Annotated in this window: 21 protein-coding genes; 5 read left to right on the forward strand and 16 right to left on the reverse strand. The window is 51.4% G+C overall.

Features of this window, described 5'->3' with window-relative positions; translation table 11 throughout:
* Positions 1 to 69 precede the first annotated feature (69 nt).
* Positions 70 to 1077: a beta-ketoacyl-ACP synthase III gene (locus BOC67_RS04280; protein ID WP_291907731.1), complete on the forward strand. Its 1008-nt coding sequence runs from the start codon at positions 70 to 72 to the stop codon at positions 1075 to 1077.
* An 83-nt stretch (positions 1078 to 1160) separates the two neighbouring features.
* Here the strand turns inward: BOC67_RS04280 and BOC67_RS04285 are convergent, their stop codons facing one another.
* The 5 genes from BOC67_RS04285 to BOC67_RS04305 all read right to left on the reverse strand — a co-directional run bounded on the left by BOC67_RS04285 (position 1161) and on the right by BOC67_RS04305 (position 6028).
* Positions 1161 to 1586 carry a hypothetical protein gene (locus BOC67_RS04285; RefSeq protein ID WP_291907733.1) on the reverse strand — a complete coding sequence of 142 codons (426 nt, stop codon included), beginning with the start codon at positions 1584 to 1586 and terminating at the stop codon, positions 1161 to 1163.
* A gap of 66 nt (positions 1587 to 1652) precedes the next feature.
* Positions 1653 to 2726, reverse strand: coding sequence for a hypothetical protein (locus BOC67_RS04290; RefSeq protein ID WP_291907737.1), 1074 nt, complete (start codon positions 2724 to 2726; stop codon positions 1653 to 1655).
* Positions 2704 to 4554 carry a HAMP domain-containing sensor histidine kinase gene (locus BOC67_RS04295; RefSeq protein ID WP_291907738.1) on the reverse strand — a complete coding sequence of 617 codons (1851 nt, stop codon included), beginning with the start codon at positions 4552 to 4554 and terminating at the stop codon, positions 2704 to 2706. Before BOC67_RS04295 ends, BOC67_RS04290 begins: the two co-directional genes overlap by 23 nt.
* Before the next feature lie 233 nt (positions 4555 to 4787).
* Positions 4788 to 5483, reverse strand: a complete 696-nt coding sequence (locus BOC67_RS04300; RefSeq protein WP_291907740.1) for an NUDIX domain-containing protein — start codon at positions 5481 to 5483, stop codon at positions 4788 to 4790.
* A gap of 53 nt (positions 5484 to 5536) precedes the next feature.
* Positions 5537 to 6028 carry a DinB family protein gene (locus tag BOC67_RS04305; RefSeq protein WP_291907743.1) on the reverse strand — a complete coding sequence of 164 codons (492 nt, stop codon included), beginning with the start codon at positions 6026 to 6028 and terminating at the stop codon, positions 5537 to 5539.
* A 99-nt stretch (positions 6029 to 6127) separates the two neighbouring features.
* On the opposite strand from BOC67_RS04305, the gene BOC67_RS04310 reads away from it, so the two are divergent.
* Positions 6128 to 6583, forward strand: coding sequence for a GNAT family N-acetyltransferase (locus tag BOC67_RS04310; protein ID WP_291907745.1), 456 nt, complete (start codon positions 6128 to 6130; stop codon positions 6581 to 6583).
* Positions 6584 to 6655: 72 nt separating this feature from the next.
* Positions 6656 to 7504, forward strand: coding sequence for a GNAT family N-acetyltransferase (locus tag BOC67_RS04315; protein ID WP_291907747.1), 849 nt, complete (start codon positions 6656 to 6658; stop codon positions 7502 to 7504).
* Positions 7505 to 7580: 76 nt separating this feature from the next.
* Here the strand turns inward: BOC67_RS04315 and fabD are convergent, their stop codons facing one another.
* The 3 genes from fabD to BOC67_RS04330 all read right to left on the reverse strand — a co-directional run bounded on the left by fabD (position 7581) and on the right by BOC67_RS04330 (position 9718).
* Complete coding sequence (fabD, locus tag BOC67_RS04320; RefSeq protein WP_291907749.1) at positions 7581 to 8477, reverse strand: ACP S-malonyltransferase; 897 nt, start codon at positions 8475 to 8477, stop codon at positions 7581 to 7583.
* A 190-nt stretch (positions 8478 to 8667) separates the two neighbouring features.
* A complete protein-coding gene (folE, locus tag BOC67_RS04325; protein ID WP_291908083.1) occupies positions 8668 to 9204 on the reverse strand; it encodes a GTP cyclohydrolase I FolE in 537 nt (178 codons plus the stop codon).
* 100 nt (positions 9205 to 9304) lie between these two features.
* Complete coding sequence (locus BOC67_RS04330; RefSeq protein ID WP_291907751.1) at positions 9305 to 9718, reverse strand: 6-carboxytetrahydropterin synthase; 414 nt, start codon at positions 9716 to 9718, stop codon at positions 9305 to 9307.
* A gap of 114 nt (positions 9719 to 9832) precedes the next feature.
* Here BOC67_RS04330 and mqnB point away from each other — a divergent pair, with 114 nt between their 5' ends.
* Both mqnB and BOC67_RS04340 read left to right on the forward strand, forming a co-directional pair.
* A complete protein-coding gene (mqnB, locus tag BOC67_RS04335) occupies positions 9833 to 10540 on the forward strand; it encodes a futalosine hydrolase (RefSeq protein WP_291907753.1) in 708 nt (235 codons plus the stop codon).
* Between the two features lies 1 nt (position 10541).
* Entirely contained in the window at positions 10542 to 11330 is a 789-nt protein-coding gene (locus BOC67_RS04340) for a 1,4-dihydroxy-6-naphthoate synthase (protein ID WP_291907756.1), read from the forward strand.
* Between the two features lie 91 nt (positions 11331 to 11421).
* Here the strand turns inward: BOC67_RS04340 and BOC67_RS04345 are convergent, their stop codons facing one another.
* From BOC67_RS04345 to coaBC, 8 genes are all read right to left on the reverse strand, one after another.
* Positions 11422 to 12726, reverse strand: coding sequence for a deoxyribodipyrimidine photo-lyase (locus tag BOC67_RS04345; RefSeq protein ID WP_291907759.1), 1305 nt, complete (start codon positions 12724 to 12726; stop codon positions 11422 to 11424).
* Positions 12727 to 13566: an aminotransferase class IV gene (locus BOC67_RS04350; protein WP_291907762.1), complete on the reverse strand. Its 840-nt coding sequence runs from the start codon at positions 13564 to 13566 to the stop codon at positions 12727 to 12729.
* A 126-nt stretch (positions 13567 to 13692) separates the two neighbouring features.
* Positions 13693 to 15066, reverse strand: a complete 1374-nt coding sequence (locus BOC67_RS04355; RefSeq protein ID WP_291907764.1) for a DUF5723 family protein — start codon at positions 15064 to 15066, stop codon at positions 13693 to 13695.
* A gap of 137 nt (positions 15067 to 15203) precedes the next feature.
* A complete protein-coding gene (locus BOC67_RS04360; RefSeq protein WP_291907765.1) occupies positions 15204 to 15860 on the reverse strand; it encodes a 3-oxoacid CoA-transferase subunit B in 657 nt (218 codons plus the stop codon).
* Between the two features lie 3 nt (positions 15861 to 15863).
* Positions 15864 to 16556: a CoA transferase subunit A gene (locus tag BOC67_RS04365; RefSeq protein WP_291907766.1), complete on the reverse strand. Its 693-nt coding sequence runs from the start codon at positions 16554 to 16556 to the stop codon at positions 15864 to 15866.
* Positions 16557 to 16572: 16 nt separating this feature from the next.
* The gene (locus BOC67_RS04370; protein WP_291907768.1) at positions 16573 to 17058 is read right to left on the reverse strand and encodes a DUF4296 domain-containing protein; all 486 of its coding nucleotides are present in this window, start codon (positions 17056 to 17058) and stop codon (positions 16573 to 16575) included.
* 77 nt (positions 17059 to 17135) lie between these two features.
* Positions 17136 to 18050: a DUF4835 family protein gene (locus BOC67_RS04375; protein WP_291907769.1), complete on the reverse strand. Its 915-nt coding sequence runs from the start codon at positions 18048 to 18050 to the stop codon at positions 17136 to 17138.
* Positions 18043 to 19263: a bifunctional phosphopantothenoylcysteine decarboxylase/phosphopantothenate--cysteine ligase CoaBC gene (gene coaBC / locus BOC67_RS04380; RefSeq protein ID WP_291907770.1), complete on the reverse strand. Its 1221-nt coding sequence runs from the start codon at positions 19261 to 19263 to the stop codon at positions 18043 to 18045. Before coaBC ends, BOC67_RS04375 begins: the two co-directional genes overlap by 8 nt.
* Positions 19264 to 19304 lie beyond the last annotated feature (41 nt).

The following is a 19304-nucleotide window of genomic DNA, read 5'->3' on the forward strand; positions in this document are numbered from 1 at the left end:
CGACTTTTTTAGGAAATATTGCTTTATGTCGTATTTTTACGCCTCGATTTAAACACACATTTAGTTCATATGAATAAAATTACAGCCGCAATTACAGCGGTGGGTGGCTATGTTCCGGATTATGTTCTTACCAATAAGGAACTGGAGAAATTAGTCGACACAACAGACGAGTGGATTCTTACCCGCACTGGAATTTCTGAGAGAAGGATCCTGAAGGGTGAAGGTAAAGGCACATCCGATCTGTGTGTGCCTGTAGCTTTAGAAATTTGCAAGAAAAGAGGCATCTCCCCTGAGGAAATTGATCTGCTGATAGTTGCAACTGTTACACCAGATATGACCTTCCCGGCTACTGCCAACGTAGTTACTGATAAAATTGGGGCTGTAAACGCATTCGGTTTTGATATTAGCGCTGCCTGTTCCGGTTTCCTCTATGCGCTGGACACAGGTGCACGCTTTGTCGAAAGCGGCCGTTATAAAAAAGTAATGGTGATCGGCGCCGACAAAATGAGTTCCATCATTGACTATACGGACAGAACTACCTGCATCATCTTCGGTGATGGCGCCGGTGGCGTACTGCTCGAACCAAATGAAGAAGGCTACGGACTGATCGACAGCATCCTGAAAAGCGATGGTCATGGTCGCGAATACCTGCACATGAAAGCTGGCGGCTCCGTAAAACCTGCTTCCCTCGAAACCGTGCAAAACCGCGAACATTTCGTGTACCAGGAAGGTAAAATGGTGTTTAAATACGCCGTTTCCAACATGGCGGAAGCAGCCGGGGATGTGATGAAACGCAATAACCTCACCGCGGATAACATCGCGTGGTTAGTACCGCACCAGGCCAACAAACGCATTATCAACGCTACTTCACAATACATCAACCTGCCGGACGAAAAAGTGATGATGAACATTCATCGTTATGGCAACACCACCGCAGGTACTATTCCGCTCTGCCTCTGGGACTACGAAAAACAACTCAAAAAAGGTGACAACATCATCCTCGCTGCATTCGGCGGTGGTTTCACCTGGGGTTCCAGCTATATCAAATGGGCATACGACGGCGATAAGGTGCAGTAAGTACTGAGCTGAAAAAATGTTTGAATAAAACAGGGGCTGACCAAAGCACACGCTTTGATCAGCCCCTTTATTTTTATAACCGGTTAAATCCGCGTAAACGTCAGTACCTCCGCGCTGGATGTATTGTCATCCGCCAGCTGTATCCTGGTGCTGGTCACGCTGATGATACGCCAGTCGTCCGTCAGCTCGCCCAACGGCTTATTGGCGTCCGACTTCGCGCCGAAATCAATATTGAACCGGGAGCTGTTATTCGTTATGCTCCAGCTGCCGTTGGTGGTTACGCTTCCTTTCACAGCGGACGCTACTGCCGTGCTGCTGAACGTAAACGTATAGCCGTTGAAGTCACTGGTCTTGTCTTCATTCCGCTCGGAGAACAAGGCTACTTTCCAGGTCCCGGACGATGGCGCATTCGGGTCTACCGGCGGAGCCACCACATCGTCATCGTTTTTACTGCAGGCGGCTAAAAATACCGTCATAAACAAGGCGGGGAAAAGCTTTCGTATATGCATACAGTGGAGTATTAGGCGTTTAATAGAATACGTCCGGACACGTGAAATAGTTGCGCCGGCCATAAATTATCCGGAAGCCGGGAGCAGCAGGGTGAGGGTAATGTACCTGTTGCCACTTACTTCTACCAGGATATCCCCTTTCATCCTGACCGCAAAGTCCTTACTTACGGCCAATCCCAGCGCCGCGGTATCCCGCTGCCAGGCAAACAGGCTCTCCGCCACGTCCCTGGCCTGGTCCCCGGCATCAAGGGCTACCGTAATGCGCACCCTGGTATCGTCCGGCCAGGCGTCCGCAATTACGAGGCTGCCGGGCAGCCCATGCCGGTTGGCCGCCAGTAATATCTGCCTCAGCACAAACTGTAACATCTCCGTATCTGCCAGCACGGTAGTATCATCAGGTATCCTGTCTACGACCCGCGGCGCAGCATCGCCGGCCATATAATTCAGGTTGTCGGACAGGTAGTTCATCATCTCCCTTAACCTGCAGGTAACCGGGGTATAGGTGTACCCTGCCAGCTGCAATTGTATCCAGCGCAGCACATAATCAAATACATCCAGTGTCTTGTGGGACGATACGCCAATCTGCTCCATTTCCGCCAGCATCTCCTCCCTGCCCATACCGCCCTGTTCCAGCTTTTTAGCCACCGTGGTGATATGCAGCAAGGGTTCCCTGAAATCATTGGCTATAATGGTGATCAGCTTATTTTTAAATTCATCCGTGGCCTTTAGTTCAGCATTCTTTTCCGAAATTTCCGCATAGCCTCTCGCCAGTTGCTGCTCCTGCCTGCGCGAATTGCGGAAATGGTAATAACGGGTCAGGATCAGCACCAGCAACAGGATAGCCACTGAAATCACGCCTATGGTGAGCAGCTGGGTATTTTTCTTATCCTGTATGCGCTGTTGCAACTGTTCCTGCTGCAGGGTATTCTTCCGCGCCAATGCCTCGGCCGCCCGCTCTTTAACGAGGTATTGCAGGTAATCGATACTATCAGTAATGGTATCGGCCGCCAGCGCCATCTGGTAGATTTTTTCCCGGGTAAGCGAGTCAGGATAAGGGCGGGCAAACGCCTGCAGGGCCGCTGTCATCAACAGCAGCAGCAACGCCGGGCGATATATTTTACCGGTTGTCCGCATCATCATTCACGGTGGCTAAAGGTAAAGTGTAAAAAAAGGTGGCGCCGCTGCCAGCGTTATTTTCCGCCCCGATGACGCCGTTCATTTTTTCAATAAAATCTTTACAGATGATCAGCGCAATTCCCGCGCCTTTCCCCTTGCGCCCTTTGGCTGCAGCAGTTTGCTCCACGGAAAACAATCCCGGCAGCACGGCAGGATCAATACCGCTGCCCTCATCGCTGACAGCCACTGTCACCATCTCGCCTTTACGTGTAGCCGTTACTGTTATCTTCTTCCCGGAAGCGGAGAACTTGGTGGCATTGTGCAGGAGGTTCCTGTTCACAAACTGTATCATCTCAAAATCAGCGTACACGGCCACGTTGGTGGATTCGTCTATTACCAGCTGCAGGTGTTTATCAGTCAGCAGGTGTTGGATGTTATTGGCAGTGGTGGTAATCAGGTCCTTCACCAGGTAGGGTTTGGGCTGGTAGCTAAACCCGGTGAGCTGCGTCTTCATCCACCGCAGGATACCGTCAAATACCTGCAGGGTATTGCGGGCCCGGGCGTCCACCTGTAGAATCATATCCCGGGCGTCTTCCGGGGATATGGTATCGTCTTTTACAAAGGTGCTGATGCTGATGATGTTGTTGAGCGGACTCCTGAAATCATGCGCTATCAGGGAGATGAGCTTGTTTTTGAAATCATCGTTTACGCGCATCTGGGCCGTGCTCTGTTCCAGCTCCCGCTGCATAAAGGCCAGCTTGCGGCTGTTGGAGCGCGACATCCGGTAGATCTGGAACACGTGTATCAGCAGGGACGTCAGCAGGATCAGCACTGCCAGCAAAAATATCAGCAGGTAGCGCCAGTAAATATTTTCCAGGTTCTTTTTGTGCAGGAGCCGGTGCTGGTGCGCATGTTGCATACGCATACTATCTATTTGCCTGTCGGCAGATGCAAAATTCATGTAGATCGTGGCTCCGTCCTTTTTTACGGCACGTTCCTGCTCCAAAATCCGCCACAGCAAGCCCGCGTAATAGTCGGCCCACCCGGTATCCCCTACCGCCATACTGTTGGCGTACAACTGCATTACCGTGGGGCGCATCAGGCCCAGGTAGCCGCCTTTGAGGGCATATTCCAGCGCTTCCCGGCTGTACTGCAAACTATCCGGCTGTTTGAGCGCTGTTTTATAACCTGCCAGCATCAAATCTCCATATACAACGAGGTAGTTAAGGCCGGAGGTTTTGGAAGAGTCCACCACCTGCTGTATCAGCTGCATGGCATCGTTGAGCTGCCCGTTGCGTTGCAGTTCGTTGGCCTTAAACAGGCGGGTGTACAGTATCTGCCGGTAATCATTGTATTTGACGGCCAGTACGGCGGCTTCCTCCAGCGCGTCGACCGCTGCCGTGCGTGCTGCCAGGGAAGTATCACTGTAATGGATGGAGTAATAATTGGCCAGTACCAGCGTGCGGATGGAGTCGTTGCCTGTTTTATTCAGTATAGCCATGGCCGTATCCGCCATCTTCACGGCGTCGGCGCGCTGGCCCAGGTACTGGTGGTAAATGCTGATGTTCATAAGCGCCATGGCTTCGTTGGCCAGGTCGCCCGATTCCCTGGCGCTCGCCAGGCATTCATTATAAAAAAGATAGGAGAGATAACGGTTAGGTTTAAACGCGTAATAGCTACCAAGGTTTTTCAACGCCACCGTAAGGCCGGTGGTGTAATGCTGCCTGCTGGCTACCTGCATGGCCTCGTTCGCATAACGCCCGCAACTGTCCAGCTGGCAGGCCTGGTAAAGCATAGTCAGCCTGTTCAGCACATCCACATAGGAAGTACTGTCCCGAACCTGTTGCAGCAATGTTTTAGCACGGACTATCTCCGCTTGTTGCGCATTCGAGTCCTGGAAAAAAAACAACAGAAATAAAAGTACTAACGGAGTTTTCTTTAGATATGGAACCAACTCGAACATGCATGGTTTATTGCATGACTCAAAATAATCAAAAAAATGCGAAAATGGATGAAAATCAGGGTTTGCTTCGCCTGATCGGCAAAATGAACAAAATGAACAGGAATAAAAAATGAATGTTGGCCTTAGATTTCGAATACCAGCCCTTTCTTCTTGAGCTGTTCGTACTTCTCCGGATCGAAGCGGTACAGGTGCGCGCCTTTTTTGGAAGAGGTTTTATCCTTTTCGTCCAGCTTCTCCATCACATCCAGGGAAAGGATTTTCTTGCGGAAGTTGCGCTTGTCCAGCGTCCGGCCGTAAATCTCTTCGTATAGGCTGCGGAGTTGGGACAGGGTGAACTTTTGCGGCAGCAGCTCGAAGCCGATGGGGTGAAACTGCGCATTGTCCCGCAGTTTAACCAGCGCGTCCTCGATCATCTTCTTATGGTCGAAAATGAGTTCCGGCATATTTTCCAGCTCCAGCCAGTGGGCGCCGTGCTCCTGGGCCAGCGGCTTATCATGATCCTTGATGCGGATGAGTGCGTAATAGGCAACAGAGATAACCCTTGCGCCTGAATCGCGGTTCACATCCCCGTAGCAATGGAGCTGGTCCATGTAGATATCATCCAAACCGGTGGTCAGCTTCAACACCCGGGCGGCAGCATCGTCCGTGCTTTCGTCCGGCTGTACGAAGCCTCCTACGAGCGACCATTCCCCGGCCATAGGCGCCACTTTACGTTTAATGACCAACAATTTGAGCTTACCCTCATCGAACCCGAAGATGATACAGTCCACAGCCACCAGGTGCCTTGGGGCCTTCGCATAAAAAGAAGCCGCGTTCATACTTATATGTGATAATGTAAGTTCAAAAATAATATAATGCTTATTAAAACCCGCTATTTCTTCAGACTAAACGTGCTGAAATCTGTAGAAGGTATCCGGGTGATCCCCAACTGACGGAGCATAAACACCATTTGCCCCCGGTGAAAGGTGGCATGGTTGCAGGCGTGCATGATAATATCCGCTACCGGCATTTTAAAATGCTGGTTCTTTTGCCGGGTAAAGGCAACGATGTGATCGATGCGGGCCGGCGTAGCGGCGGCAACCCACTCCGCCAGCAGGGCCGACTGCCGCAGCCAGGCGGCGCAGCCTTCCGCAAAGCTGCCGGTAAATTGCTCCGATGGCCTGATCACTTTCTCTTCCAGCTGCAGCCGCTGGTACCAGGTACTTTCCGCGTCCCAGGCGTGCCATACCAGGGCACGCATATTTTCAAAACTGCCGCCCAGGTTGAGTGTCGCCTGTTCCGGAGTAAGTTTTGCCAAAACGCTGACCAGTTCCTTATTGGCCCAGAGATGATAGGAAGCGTAACGCTGTAAGATTGGTTTCATAAACAGCAGGATTAATATCTCCCGAAAAATCCTTCAATTTACAATATTGTTATTCAATTTGCCAGCACCGATATTTGCCTGGTACAAATAACGACTATTATGGAGAATATATCTCTGAGAGTAGCCCGTAAAGAAGATTGTCCGCGCCTGCTGGAACTGATCCGCGAACTGGCGGAATATGAAAAAGCCCCGCAGGAAGTAACGGTGACGCTGGAACATTTTGAACAGGCCGGATTCGGCTCCAACCCCGTTTGGAAAGCATTTGTCGCCGAAGTGGACGGGCAGATCGTGGGCTTTGCCCTTTACTACGTCCGCTATTCCACCTGGAAGGGTAGTCGCCTCTACCTGGAAGATATCATCGTTACCGAAAAATGGAGAGGGAAGAAGATCGGGCAGATGCTGTTTGAGCAACTGTTTCAGGAAGCGAAAGAGAAACAATTCAGCGGTATTGTATTCCAGGTACTGGAATGGAATGAACCGGCCATCAACTTCTACAAAAAGTTCCAGGCTAAGTTTGATCCGGAGTGGATCAACGTCAGCATAGAAATGAAGTAATTTTTTCCGTTCGTATAATTCATCACCTGTATATGGCGCTTACTTGTTAATATTGGCTATATCCTTGTTGTTATGATATACCTGAGCGACTTCCATGACCTGCAGGGGCAGCCGGTTGCAGGCCTCTGCCAAACGTTTAACCTGGCCTTCAGCGACTACATAGTTCCGGTTAACCTTACGCCTCCCGTAATGGAGGAAAAATTCCAGGGGGAGAACACCAGCCTGGAATGGTCCATAGGCGCCTTTAACGGGCCGGAACTGGGCGCATTCATCCTCCACGGGGTGGACGTTAAAGCTGCGCCCACGGTGCTCTATAACGGCGGCACCGGCGTAATACCGGCCTTCCGCGGGCAGCACCTTGTGCAAAAGATGTACAAAACCTTTATTCCCCGCTACCAGGATGCCGGCATACGCAGGATCGTGCTGGAAGTAATTTCCACGAACCTGCCAGCGATTAAGGCATATAAGAACAGCGGGTTTGAAAAAAACAGGGTGTTGGAATGTTTTAAGGGAGATATCAGGGCCGGACTGCCGGCCGCTCCCGTGATGATACGCGAGCAATCGCAGCCTGCCTGGGCTTTATACCATACCTTCCTGGACATGGAACCCAGTTGGTGCAATTTATTGTCCAGCGCCCGGCGGGAAAAGACGACCACCGTTTGGGAAGCCGTGCAGGACGGGCAAGTCATTGGTTTTATTGCGGTAAATGCATTGACCCGCCGGGTCAGGAGCATTGGGGTTAGTCCTTCATACAGGCGCAGCGGCGTAGGTAATGCCCTGCTGAAACATACCGCATCCGCCCTGCCAGGCACGCTCACCGTGATTAATATCGACGACCGCTTTCCCGGCATCTGCCGCTTTCTGGAGCAGGCAGGACTCAATAATTACCTTTCGCAATACGAGATGGTAGCGGCCATTTAAATACCGGCTATCCTGTACGCATAAACGCAAAGAGCGGAACCTGAGGTTCCGCTCTTTTTGCAAAATATCGCTCGTATTATTTATTCTCAATACCGTTCACCACAGCGTCTTTATGGATTTTCTGCACGAGTCCCTGTAACACTTTACCAGGGCCTACTTCCGTAAATTCGCCTGCGCCGTCAGCCACCATAGCCTGTACGGACTGTGTCCATCTTACAGCGCCTGTGAGCTGATCAATGAGGTTTTGTTTGATCTCAGCAGGGTTGGTCACCGCTTTAGCCACCACGTTCTGGTAAACAGGGCAGGATGGCGTGTTGAAGGTAGCGGTTTCGATCGCCGCTTTCAGCTCTTCTTTGGCAGGGGCCATCAGCGGAGAGTGGAAAGCGCCGCCTACCGGCAGTACCAGCGCACGTTTGGCGCCGGCGGCCTTCATTCTTTCGCAGGCAATTTCCACGCCTTTCACCGTGCCGGAAATCACCAGCTGGCCAGGGCAGTTATAGTTAGCCGCTACTACTACTTCACCAGTTTCGGCGGTAACCGCAGCGCAGATCTCTTCTACTTTAGCATCGTCCAGTGCCAGGATGGCGGCCATGGTAGATGGTTGCAGCTCGCATGCTTTCTGCATGGCATTGGCGCGGATGGCGACCAGTTTCAGCGCTTCTTCGAACGACAGCGTACCGTTGGCTACCAGTGCGGAAAATTCGCCCAGGGAGTGACCTGCCACCATATCCGGCTGGCCATGCTCCGTGCAGAGGAATGCGATGACCGCATGCAGGAATACTGCCGGCTGGGTTACTTTGGTTTGTTTCAGGTCTTCTTCCGTACCGCTGAACATGATGTCGGAAATGCGGAAGCCGAGAATTTCGTTGGCGCGCTCGAACAACTCTTTTGCTTTTTCGTTGGTGTCATACAGGTTTTTGCCCATACCCGGAAACTGGGAACCTTGTCCGGGGAATACGTAAGCATGCTTCATGTTTGGTTATGTTATAAGTTTAAAGTCGAATTAAAATTATATCAAATATACAATCTATTAATTTATAACAAAATCACGGACTGCCTTGATTTTTCAGTTTGCAAATAAAAGAAAAACCGGGCATAAAAATGAAATGAACGCTACCGGCGGGCAGCGTTCATTTAAAAAGAGGTGCAACGGGGAGCAAATACTATTTGCCAATCAGTTTGAGGAATTCGGCCCTGGTGGTACCGTCTGCAAACTGGCCGCTGAAAGCGGAGGTGGTAGTGATCGAGTTTTGCTTTTGTACACCGCGCATCATCATGCAGAGGTGTTGCGCTTCGATCACAACGGCTACGCCCTGTGGTTCCAGCGCTTCCTGGATAGCGTCCAGGATCTGGTGGGTAAGGCGTTCCTGCACCTGGAGGCGGCGGGCAAATACATCCACTACGCGGGCAATTTTGCTCAAGCCGGTGATATAACCGTTAGGAATATAGGCAACATGCGCTTTGCCGAAGAAAGGCAGCATATGGTGTTCACACATCGAATACAGTTCAATATCCTTCACTATCACCATTTCGCTGTAAGCTTCGGTAAACCGGGCGCCCAGCAGTATTTCCCTTGCGTCCTGCTGATAGCCCTGCGTTAAAAACTGCATGGCTTTGGCCATACGTTCCGGCGTTTTTTCAAGACCTTCCCTTTCCGAGTCTTCCCCCAACAGTTCCAGGCATCGCTTGTAGTTATCCATCAGATCGGCCGTGATCTTTTCGTCATAGCTTTCAATCTTATTATACGCCATCCTTATATGTTTTAGTTCGAAAATTGCTTGCCTGCGCAGGCCAGGCGCATTATTTACCTCCGTAGTACTCCACGTAAATGCGCGGGGTTTCGTACAACTTAATGCAATGCAGCTGTACTTCGGCAGGCAGGTGCTGTGCCAGCTGGTCCCAGATGGCGATAGCCAGGTTTTCGGCAGAGGTGAACTTACCTGCCATGAAATCTACGTCCAGGTTCAGGTTACGGTGGTCAATCTTCTCAATGATCACATCCTTGATGAGTACTCCCAAAGTTTTGGCATTGAAAACAAACCCGGTTTCAGGGTCCGGATTGCCTTTTATCGTCACATGCAGTTCGTAATTATGTCCATGCCAATTTGCGTTGGCGCATTTTCCAAATACCTCTTCGTTCTTTTCTGCACTCCAGTTCGGGTTAGATAACTTATGCGCTGCATTAAAGTTCTCTACTCGCGTTAAATAAATCATTATTGCAACAAAATTTTCGCAAAAATACCACTATTCCGCGAGGGAATCCAATTATCCTTATTCCTGTCAATTGTTTTACACTTAAAAAACCTGATTTTGCCGTACTTTTATCGCATGAAAATATTGGTTACAGCGGCTACTACACTGGAAATTAAGCCCTTTCTGCAATACCTGGAGCAACACAGCCAGCAGGTGTCCGATCACCGGTTCAGGCTCGCCGGATGCGAAGTAGATGTGCTCATTGCCGGCATAGGCATGATGCACACCGCTTTCAGCCTCGGGAAGTATTTCACCCTGCATACGCCGCATGTGGCGATACAGGCCGGCATTTGCGGCACTTTCCGGAAGGATTGGCACCTGGGCGCCGTGGTGGCCGTGGAACGGGAACACCTGGCGGACCTCGGCGCAGAAGACAATGATCAGTTTAAAGATTTATTTGATATAAACCTCTGGCAGCAATCCCAGCACCCATTCACCGGCGCCAGCCTGGTCAACACCTTCCGGGCATGGCCACTCGCGCAGGAGCTGCCCACCGCCTCGGGCATATCCGTCAACAGGGTGAGCGGCAGCGCTCCCACCATCGCCCAGCTGGAAGCCAAATACAAACCGGATACGGAAAGCATGGAAGGCGCCGCCTTTCACTATGCCTGCCTGCAGGAAAATATTCCTTTCCTTCAAATAAGGAGCATATCTAACTACGTAGAAATCAGGGATAAATCTAAATGGCAAATACCAACCGCCGTTAAAAACCTGAACGATGAACTCGTACGCACCGTAGAGCAACTCTGCTCCCACTACGCTTCTGTAATAAAAAACTTTTGATATGAACTTAACGCTCGGATTTTCACCCTGCCCGAATGATACCTTCATCTTCGACGCATTGGTGAACAACAAGATCGACACGAACGGCTTTAGCTTTGACACCCACCTCGAAGACGTTGAAACGCTCAACAACTGGGCAATACAGGGCAAACTGGATGTTACCAAACTATCTTTTGCCGTGTACCTGAAAGTCAGGGATCAGTACGATCTGCTCAACAGCGGCAGCGCCCTCGGCCGCGGCTGCGGCCCGCTCCTCATCTCCAGGGAAGAACTGGCCCCGGAAGAAGTGAAAGACAAAGTCATCGCCATCCCCGGTGAAAACACCACCGCAAACCTCCTCTTCTCCATCGCCTTCCCGGAAGCTAAAAACAAAAAAATCATGGTGTTTTCAGACATCGAAAACGCGGTGCTGAACGGGGAAGCTGACGCTGGTGTGATCATCCACGAAAACCGCTTTACCTACCAGCTGAAAGGGCTGAAAAAAGTAATGGACATGGGAGAGTACTGGGAACAAACAACCGGCAACCCTATCCCGCTCGGTGGCATCTTCATCAAAAAAGATATTGCGCCTGAAAAACGCGCCGCACTGGATAAACTCATCCACCAAAGCCTCCAGCACGCATACAGCCAGTACCCGGTACTTTCTGATTACGTGAAATCGCATGCACAGGAAATGGACGAACAGGTGATGCGCCAGCACATTGACCTGTATGTAAACCAGTTCAGCCTGGACCTGGGAGAGGAAGGGCATGCTGCGGTGAACGCCCTCATGGAAGCGGCTAAACGATAATGCACGCTGCACGATGGCTCCATGCCATTCAACATAAATGCCCCCGGAGGAGTTCCTCTTCCGGGGGCATGCTTTTATCAATAAACCTTCATTACTTCAACGCTTTCGCATATACTTCCAACGCCCGCTTCCGTGCCGCCTCATGCGATACCACGGGCGTTACGTAATCCAGGCCCTCAAACTCCGGCACCCACTTACGGATATACTGCAGGTCCTTATCAAATTTCTGCGCTTGCAGCGTTGGATTGAACACCCGGAAGTAAGGCGCGGCATCGCAACCACACCCCGCGGCCCACTGCCATCCGCCGTTGTTGGCCGCCAGGTCATAATCCAGCAGCCTGGCTGCAAAATAAGCCTCTCCCCAACGCCAGTCAATCAGCAGGTGTTTGGTAAGGAAGCTGGCTGTTACCATCCGGATCCTATTGTGCATATATCCCGTAGCATTGAGTTCCCTCATTCCGGCATCCACAATAGGATAGCCCGTCTGCCCTACGCGCCATCGCTGAAACTCGGCCTCATCGTTTCTCCACATAATCCTATCATATTCCTTTTTAAAGGAATGACCTAACACATGCGGGAAATGCCAGAGAATCATCTGGTAAAACTCCCTCCATATTAACTCCTTCACATAGGTAGCATTCAACTCCATCGCCGCTTTCATCAGCCGGCGGATGCTCACCGTGCCGAAACGCAGGTGCAGGCCCATTCTTGACGTGCCGTGCAATGCCGGGTAATCACGGGTCTTATCGTAGTGCGCTACGATGTTCTCATCCAGCTCCGCGGATGGCAAAGGAATGGAAGACGGCTGAAAACCAATGGAGGCCAGCGTGGGAATGTCAGTAGCGGCGGCTTTGAACAAGCGCGACATATAACGCTGTACCGGGTAGGGTTTCAGGTGAAATGGCGTCAACGTTTGCTGCCACTTCCGGCTGTAAGGCGTAAATATCGTATAGGGTTCACCGTTATCTTTCAACACTTCGTTCTTATCCAGGATCACCTGGTCCTTGAAGGTAAAGAAACCAATGCCTTCCAGCGCCAGTTGCTTTGCCACAGCGGCATCCCGCTGCCTTGCATAAGGCTCGTAATCGTGGTTGGTATATACGGCGCCCACCTGGTATTTGCCGGTCCAATAGCGGAATGCCTGCTCCGGCGTGCCGGTAAAGACCTCGATATTTGCCCCGTAATCCCGCAGCCGGCGCTGTAGCTGCACCAGGGTTTGGCGGATGAAACCCACCCGCGCATCAGTTTTATCCTCCAGGTCCGCCAGGATGTTGGTATCAAAAATAAACACCGGTAATACGGGCCGGTCCGACTTCAGCGCATGATACAACGCGGCATGATCGTCCAGCCGGAGATCGCGGCGGAACCAGCATAAGTTAACAACAGGAGCTACCATTTAAAGGAGGTTTTCGTGGAGGAGTTCGTGCAAAACGGCGGCAGTAGCGTTGCCATAGCTACTATCCCTGAAAGTGCCCACCCAACGGATGCCGTAGATCGCGTTGGTAAGGAATATCTCATCTGCAGTTTCAAGGTCTTCTATTTCCAGTGGCTTTTCCTGGAACTTATAGGGTAATCCGGCCTGTAGCAAATACTTGCGCATTACGCCACAAACGGGACCTTCCGTGAGCGGCGGCGTGAATATCTCCTTGCCCTTAACGATGAAAACATTGGCTATGGTACTGTCTGCAATGCGGCCATATGGATTCAGCAGGATCGCCTCGTTGAGCCGGTGCTGGCGGGCGTACATCGCTGCCATTACGTAAGAGAGGCAGTTGTTGGATTTAATGGACGAGAGCTTGTCCGCACTTTTCTTCACATCCGGGAATATATCCGTTACCAGCCCCGTTTCATTGAGTTCCAATACTGATTTGCTGAGTTCCCAGGCCTGTATGACATAGTTGGGGAGATTGTTAACAGGATCATATAAACCGCCATCGGAACGGAATATGGCAAAGCGTACGCGCGCCAGCCCTTCAAATTTATTCCTGGTGCATAATTCCAGGATAGCATTGATGAAAAAAGTTTTGGTAAAAGCAGGAGGAATATCGAAATGCAGGAGATGTAAACTGGCCATGAGTCGCTCATAGTGGAAATCGGCCAGCAGCACAGTTCCCTGATACACTTTCAGCGTTTCAAAAAAACCGTCTCCATACCTGAAGCTACGGTTATCTGCTGTAAAGATAGGCTCTCCGGCAGGTATGTATTTGCCGTTATAACAAAGGAATCCAACTTGCACTTCAAACACTTTTAGCAAGTTGTAAGTTACCCAATAATTTCCGATTTAGATAAGTTGAGATGCAGCTTTTTTGTTAAAGACAAATGTCTAATTTTTGTAACAAATCCGCTGCATCTCAACAAAAAATTACTTGCGTTGTAATCCGCCGAAACGAACGCCGATAAAGAAATCGGCCTGGTGCGCACTGCCTGCCAGGGCTGTCAGCACACTGCCGCTGCCCAGGAATACCGGGCCTACGCGGAAGCTCGCTCCCGCATTGAACTTAGTCAGGGTATTATAGCTCAATGGCAGGAAGAATCCGAAGATCCGGCCGTCATATCGCGGGGTAACCGTCAACCCGCCGAAATATTGGCTGTTGAAGGCTTTTTTCTTCAGCGTAGCCAGCGAAAACTGTCCGTTTGCATTCACGAAGAAATGGCGCTTGATATGATAATCCGCATCCAGTTGCAAGCGGCCCGGTAAGCTTACGCTATAGGTGCTGCTTTCATTATTGCCATCCGGCGTAAAGTATTGCGGGTATTTGTTCAGCTCCGTTTTATAGTTGTCAATGCTTACGCCATCCAGGCTGCTGAGGTAGAAGTTTTGGTTAGCGGGAATGTTGATGTTGAAAGTACCGCTGCGTTGTACATCTCTTTCGTATTTAATACGGCCGATGTCGGATAGGGACACGCCTACACGGAGTTTGTAATCTTTACTGTCGCCCGGGCGGTATTCATACACAGCGCCCAGCTCAAAGCCAATACCATGGCCGACGAAGCGGGTCAGGTCACCGGCTTCAAAATCATTGAAGCTGATGCCGGCGAAGTTGGTGCCGATCTTACCGGTGGTATTCGTCAGCGCCGCATCCCGGGCTGCTTCATCTGCTATGATGGTGCCATGGAGGTTATCGATTTGCAGACTGCCGTTACCTACGCCGGTCATGTATTTGACGGTAACGCCGCCTTTTACATAGTGCGGCCCCAGGTGAATAATTTCCCTGGCTGCGCTGAGGTTATACTCCACCCAGCCGTTCATGCTTACGCGCATCTTATCGTCCGAAGCGATGGTATAAGGCAGGTCCGGATCGTTGGTAAAATCCGAGGTTACCTTATCGGCCAGCTTCCCATTCAGGTCGGAAATATTGGCCATTACCCTGGCCCTGCTGGTAAAGGCAAATGTGAATTGTTTCACTTTGAACATAAAAGAAGGTAGGTACACCTGCGCATTTACCAGCGCGCGGGTATTGCCGCTGTTGGCGCCAAAGAGCTGACTTTTCAGGGTGTCTTCGCCAAAGGCGCTGCCAATGTTGCTCAGTTTGTACTTTACCTGGTTGTTGCCCACGTGGGCGTTGATGCCAAAGATGCTCACATCCCAGTTATACCGGCTATCGGCAATGTTGGCAGGATTGCCATACACTCCATAAACGCCTGCGTAATTACTGGAACGGAAACCGGGGAGGTCCTGGGCTTGCACAGCAGCGGTGGTGCAGGCCAGGAAAAGAAATGGAACAATTCTCTTCATAGGTCGTGTTAGGTTTAGGATAAATCGGGAGCAAGGATAGAATAATTATCGCATTAAACAAAATCACACTATATCAAAAATGGGGGCGGGGTTGAAAAAGTAATCCCGCACTGGTAAGTGCGGGATGAGGGGGGCATTTATATTTTCATTTCAGGCACTTCACCGCTGATGACCAGCCGGCCTGCGGTTTTAGCCTTTATTTCTTCTGCGCTAACGCCGGGCGCTCTTTCCAGGAGCAGGAAGCCGTCAGGGGTTACTTCCAGCACAGCCAGGTCCGTAACGATCTTCCTCACGCAGCTGACGCCCGTCAGCGGCAGCGTGCAGGCGGGCAGCAGCTTGCTTTCGCCTTTAGGGTTGGTATGCATCATGGCTACGATGATATTTCTTGCGGAGGCTACCAGGTCCATAGCGCCGCCCATCCCTTTTACCATTTTGCCGGGGATTTTCCAGTTGGCGATATCGCCTTTATCGGAAACTTCCATGGCGCCCAGCACGGTGAGGTCTACCTTGCCGGCGCGGATCATACCAAAGCTCTCTGCGGAGTCAAAGAAGCTGCCGCCGGGTAAGATGGTAACGGTTTCCTTGCCGGCATTAATGAGGTCAGCATCAATTTCTTCTTCTGTCGGGTAAGGGCCCATGCCCAGCATGCCGTTTTCTGATTGCAGCATAATGCTGATACCGGAAGGCACGTAGTTGGAAACGAGGGTGGGGATACCAATACCGAGGTTCACATACATCCCGTCCTTCAGTTCCTGTGCAATTCGTTTGGCGATGCCATATTTATCAAGCGCCATAGTTTAGATTTTTACCGTTTTACGTTCAATCCTTTTTTCATAATTGCTGCCCTGGAAAATACGGTGTACATAGATTCCCGGCACGTGGATGTGGTCCGGATCCAGCTCGCCGGGCTGCACCAGGTGTTCTACCTCTACGATAGTCACATTCCCGGCTTTTGCCATTGGCACGCTGTAGTTACGGGTCGTTTTACGGAAAACGAGGTTGCCCATCGTATCGCCCTTCCAGGCTTTCACAATGGAGAAGTCGGCATGGAGCGCCATTTCCATCAGGTAGTGCTTCCCGTCAAAGACGCGTACTTCCTTGCCTTCAGCGATTTCGGTACCGTAGCCGGCAGGGGTGAAAAAAGCGGGGATGCCCATGCCGGCCATCTGGATGCGGGTGGCCAGGGTACCCTGGGGAATCAGGTCTACTTCCAGCTCTCCGGCCAGCAGCTGCCTTTCGAATTCTGCGTTTTCACCCACGTAGGACGACATCATCTTCCGGATCTGGCGGGTTTTCAGTAACAGCCCCAGGCCAAAATCGTCCACACCGGCGTTGTTGGATATACAGGTAAGGTTCTTAATCCCTTTTCGCACCAGTGCAGCAATACTGTTTTCAGGAATACCACATAAACCAAACCCTCCCAGCATCAGCACGGCTCCATCTCCTATGTCATGAATGGCCTCGTCTGCATTTGCGAATACTTTGTTCATGTTTTGGTGTTTTTCTTTATTTCTGACGTTTGATAAATGGCTTGGTGGTATCGCTATTGGCCGATAGCAGGATGGCCTTTTCAGCATTCGGGAAAATAGCGCGCAGGCGGTATGCTACCGGGGCTGATAACTCGCCCATATCCGGCGCTTTATTTTTTCTTTCGGTGAGATTGGCAGTGACCTGGCTCAGTACGGCCGACAGTTTATCCGGATGTTGCTCGTACCAGGTATAGCTGTTGTAGAAATTCTTCGGAGATACATGGTGCAGGTCCAGTACCTGTTTGGAATAGACTTTCACCTTTTCCTGGCGCATGGAGTCATAATGCTGGGGATTACTGTTCATCACGAGGTTATTGCCATAGGCTTCCGCAATGGTCAGGTCCGCGAGGACGGCACTCATTTCTTCCGGCTTCATGATATCCCGGGGAATACGGTCTTTATCGCCACAGGCGAACAGTATTACCAGGAAAGCGACTGCACTGAGTTTCTTAAAATAATGCATGTTAATGGCTGCGTTGTAGAAAGCGTAAAGCTATCAACATTTGCTGAGAAAATAATATAAGTGGCAACAGAGCGCGATTATCGCATCTGCTGGTATTTACCGGCATTGGGGATATCCATTTTTGCCAGCATTTCTGCGGCCCGGGCTTTCTCCTGCGGCATGGCCCTGGAAAATATCTTCATTAATTCATCCGCCTTTGCAGCGTAAAAAGTTTGCATCAGCATGGAATTGGGAATATCCTGGTGGATGGCGTAGAGCAGGTTGATACAGTTCATGATGGCGCTGCGGCCGGTGTTCACATCTTCATACATCAGGTCCAGTCCCATGCGGTGGTACTGGTACATTACGTCGTGGAAGTTGTTGAACTTCACGTTCAGCAGGTTGTCCGTCAGCCAGTAGCGGTTACGCTGACTTTCAAAGGCTTTCCATCCTGAAACGTCCTTCCCGTCCGGCGCGTTGTTGACCACGTTCTGCGCTTTTTTGAAGAAGGCGTCGCCTCCCCGCGGGGAGAAGGAATCTGCATCCAGGCCCAGCATCACGTAGGCATAATACGCGAAAATCGCCGTGAGGTTGGCTGCCAGCGGATCGCTGCCGGCCACGCGGTTGTCGTTGAATTCCAGCGGCTGGAATTCCGTATAGCGAAACAGTACGTTATTATCCTGGATGTTGAGCAGGCTGGTCATGTAGCTGGAGTTATACACGGGGCGGGTGGCCTGGATGGTCAGCGTACCGCGATATACGTCCGAACTGACCACTCCGGTGAGGTTCAGCATGATATTGCACTCGATGCGTTCCGCCGGGGCGTAGGCCTCGCTGGCCCAGTGGCGATTGTTGATAAACTCTTTGAGGGAGTTTTGCAGGGTCGTAAATATCTTTTTGTCCACACCGGTCAGCTGACTGGCCACTACCGTTACATTGGCGCGGAACTCCTGGGCGCTGGCAAACAGGGTTGCGCTGCACAGGAGCAGGAATACGGAAAAGCGTTTAAGCATTTTGCAGTTCAATTATAGCTGAAACAATGTCCTGGGCTACTTCCTGTTTTGATTTCAGCGGGAGGCTTTTTTCGCGCCCCTTGCGGTCAAACAGGGTTACCTTGTTGGTATCATAATTAAAACCTGCGCCTTGGTCGGCCAGGGAGTTCATCACGATCATATCGAGATGTTTTTCCCGCAGCTTTTTAAGGGCATATTCTTTTTCGTTGTTTGTTTCCAGGGAGAAGCCTACGAGCATCTGCTGCGGCCCTTTGTTGTTGCCTAGGGTGCGCAGGATGTCATGCGTTTTTTCCAGGGGGATGTTGAGCTGCTCCTCTCCTTTCTTTATTTTCTTGTCGGCCACCTGCGCCGGGCGGTAATCCGCTACTGCGGCCGCGGCTACCACCAGGTCCGACAAGGGGTAGGCGGCGATGACGGCGTGGAACATCTCTTCGGCGGACTGTACCCGGATGGTTTCAATACCGCCATGGGTGGTGCTGAGGTGGGTAGGTCCGAGGATCAGTTTCACCTGGGCCCCGGCGTCGGCGAGGGCTTCCGCGATGGCGATGCCCATTTTACCGCTGGAGTGGTTGCTGATGTAGCGCACCGGGTCGATATGCTCGATGGTAGGGCCGGCGGTTACGACGGCCAGCTTGCCGGCGAGCGGTTTGGGAGCGCCGGATTTGCTGAAGTGGCGGCGGAGGAATACGAGTATTTCTTCCGGCTCGGCCATCCTGCCTTCCCCTATGAGGCCGGAGGCTAATTCGCCGTTGGCCACGGGGATGAGGATATTTTTATAGGAAATGAGTTTTTCGATGTTGCTGCGGGTGGCAGGGTGGCGCCACATGTCCTCATCCATGGCCGGCGCAAAAATCACGGGGCAGGTGGCGGAGAGATAGGTGGCGAGGAGGAGGTTATCGCAGAGGCCATTGGCCATTTTGGCGATGGTATTGGCGGAGGCGGGCGCTATGAGCATCACATCGGCCCAGCGGCCCAGCTCCACGTGGTTATTCCAGCTGTCGTGATCGCTGATCTGCAGGGGTACTGCGTTTTTGGAGAGGGTAGCCAGGGTGAGCGGCGTAATGAAGCCGGCGGCGGCCGGGGTCATGACAACTTTTACCTGGGCCCCTTCTTTTACGAGGAGTCTTACAATAGTAGCGGCCTTATAGGCGGCAATGCTGCCGGAAACCCCGAGCAGTATTTTTTTGCCGTGTAATATTTTAGTAGTGTCCATGGACGTGTATAAAACGAAAAAGCGGCAGAAAAATATCTGCC

It is taken from the genome of Chitinophaga sp. CB10, from assembly GCA_001870995.2.
Classification (GTDB): Bacteria; Bacteroidota; Bacteroidia; order Chitinophagales; family Chitinophagaceae; genus Chitinophaga.

What these genes read in the sequence shown, in the direction of transcription:
- BOC67_RS04285 (WP_291907733.1), bottom strand. Translation starts at nt 1,586, where the DNA reads ATGCATATACGAAAGCTTTTCCCCGCCTTGTTTATGACGGTATTTTTA.
- coaBC (WP_291907770.1), bottom strand. Translation starts at nt 19,263, where the DNA reads ATGGACACTACTAAAATATTACACGGCAAAAAAATACTGCTCGGGGTT.
- BOC67_RS04340 (WP_291907756.1), top strand. Translation starts at nt 10,542, where the DNA reads ATGAACTTAACGCTCGGATTTTCACCCTGCCCGAATGATACCTTCATC.
- BOC67_RS04375 (WP_291907769.1), bottom strand. Translation starts at nt 18,050, where the DNA reads ATGCTTAAACGCTTTTCCGTATTCCTGCTCCTGTGCAGCGCAACCCTG.
- BOC67_RS04310 (WP_291907745.1), top strand. Translation starts at nt 6,128, where the DNA reads ATGGAGAATATATCTCTGAGAGTAGCCCGTAAAGAAGATTGTCCGCGC.
- BOC67_RS04280 (WP_291907731.1), top strand. Translation starts at nt 70, where the DNA reads ATGAATAAAATTACAGCCGCAATTACAGCGGTGGGTGGCTATGTTCCG.
- BOC67_RS04315 (WP_291907747.1), top strand. Translation starts at nt 6,656, where the DNA reads ATGATATACCTGAGCGACTTCCATGACCTGCAGGGGCAGCCGGTTGCA.
- BOC67_RS04360 (WP_291907765.1), bottom strand. Translation starts at nt 15,860, where the DNA reads ATGGCGCTTGATAAATATGGCATCGCCAAACGAATTGCACAGGAACTG.
- BOC67_RS04370 (WP_291907768.1), bottom strand. Translation starts at nt 17,058, where the DNA reads ATGCATTATTTTAAGAAACTCAGTGCAGTCGCTTTCCTGGTAATACTG.
- mqnB (WP_291907753.1), top strand. Translation starts at nt 9,833, where the DNA reads ATGAAAATATTGGTTACAGCGGCTACTACACTGGAAATTAAGCCCTTT.
- BOC67_RS04330 (WP_291907751.1), bottom strand. Translation starts at nt 9,718, where the DNA reads ATGATTTATTTAACGCGAGTAGAGAACTTTAATGCAGCGCATAAGTTA.
- BOC67_RS04355 (WP_291907764.1), bottom strand. Translation starts at nt 15,066, where the DNA reads ATGAAGAGAATTGTTCCATTTCTTTTCCTGGCCTGCACCACCGCTGCT.
- fabD (WP_291907749.1), bottom strand. Translation starts at nt 8,477, where the DNA reads ATGAAGCATGCTTACGTATTCCCCGGACAAGGTTCCCAGTTTCCGGGT.
- BOC67_RS04290 (WP_291907737.1), bottom strand. Translation starts at nt 2,726, where the DNA reads ATGATGATGCGGACAACCGGTAAAATATATCGCCCGGCGTTGCTGCTG.
- BOC67_RS04345 (WP_291907759.1), bottom strand. Translation starts at nt 12,726, where the DNA reads ATGGTAGCTCCTGTTGTTAACTTATGCTGGTTCCGCCGCGATCTCCGG.
- folE (WP_291908083.1), bottom strand. Translation starts at nt 9,204, where the DNA reads ATGGATAACTACAAGCGATGCCTGGAACTGTTGGGGGAAGACTCGGAA.
- BOC67_RS04305 (WP_291907743.1), bottom strand. Translation starts at nt 6,028, where the DNA reads ATGAAACCAATCTTACAGCGTTACGCTTCCTATCATCTCTGGGCCAAT.
- BOC67_RS04365 (WP_291907766.1), bottom strand. Translation starts at nt 16,556, where the DNA reads ATGAACAAAGTATTCGCAAATGCAGACGAGGCCATTCATGACATAGGA.
- BOC67_RS04300 (WP_291907740.1), bottom strand. Translation starts at nt 5,483, where the DNA reads ATGAACGCGGCTTCTTTTTATGCGAAGGCCCCAAGGCACCTGGTGGCT.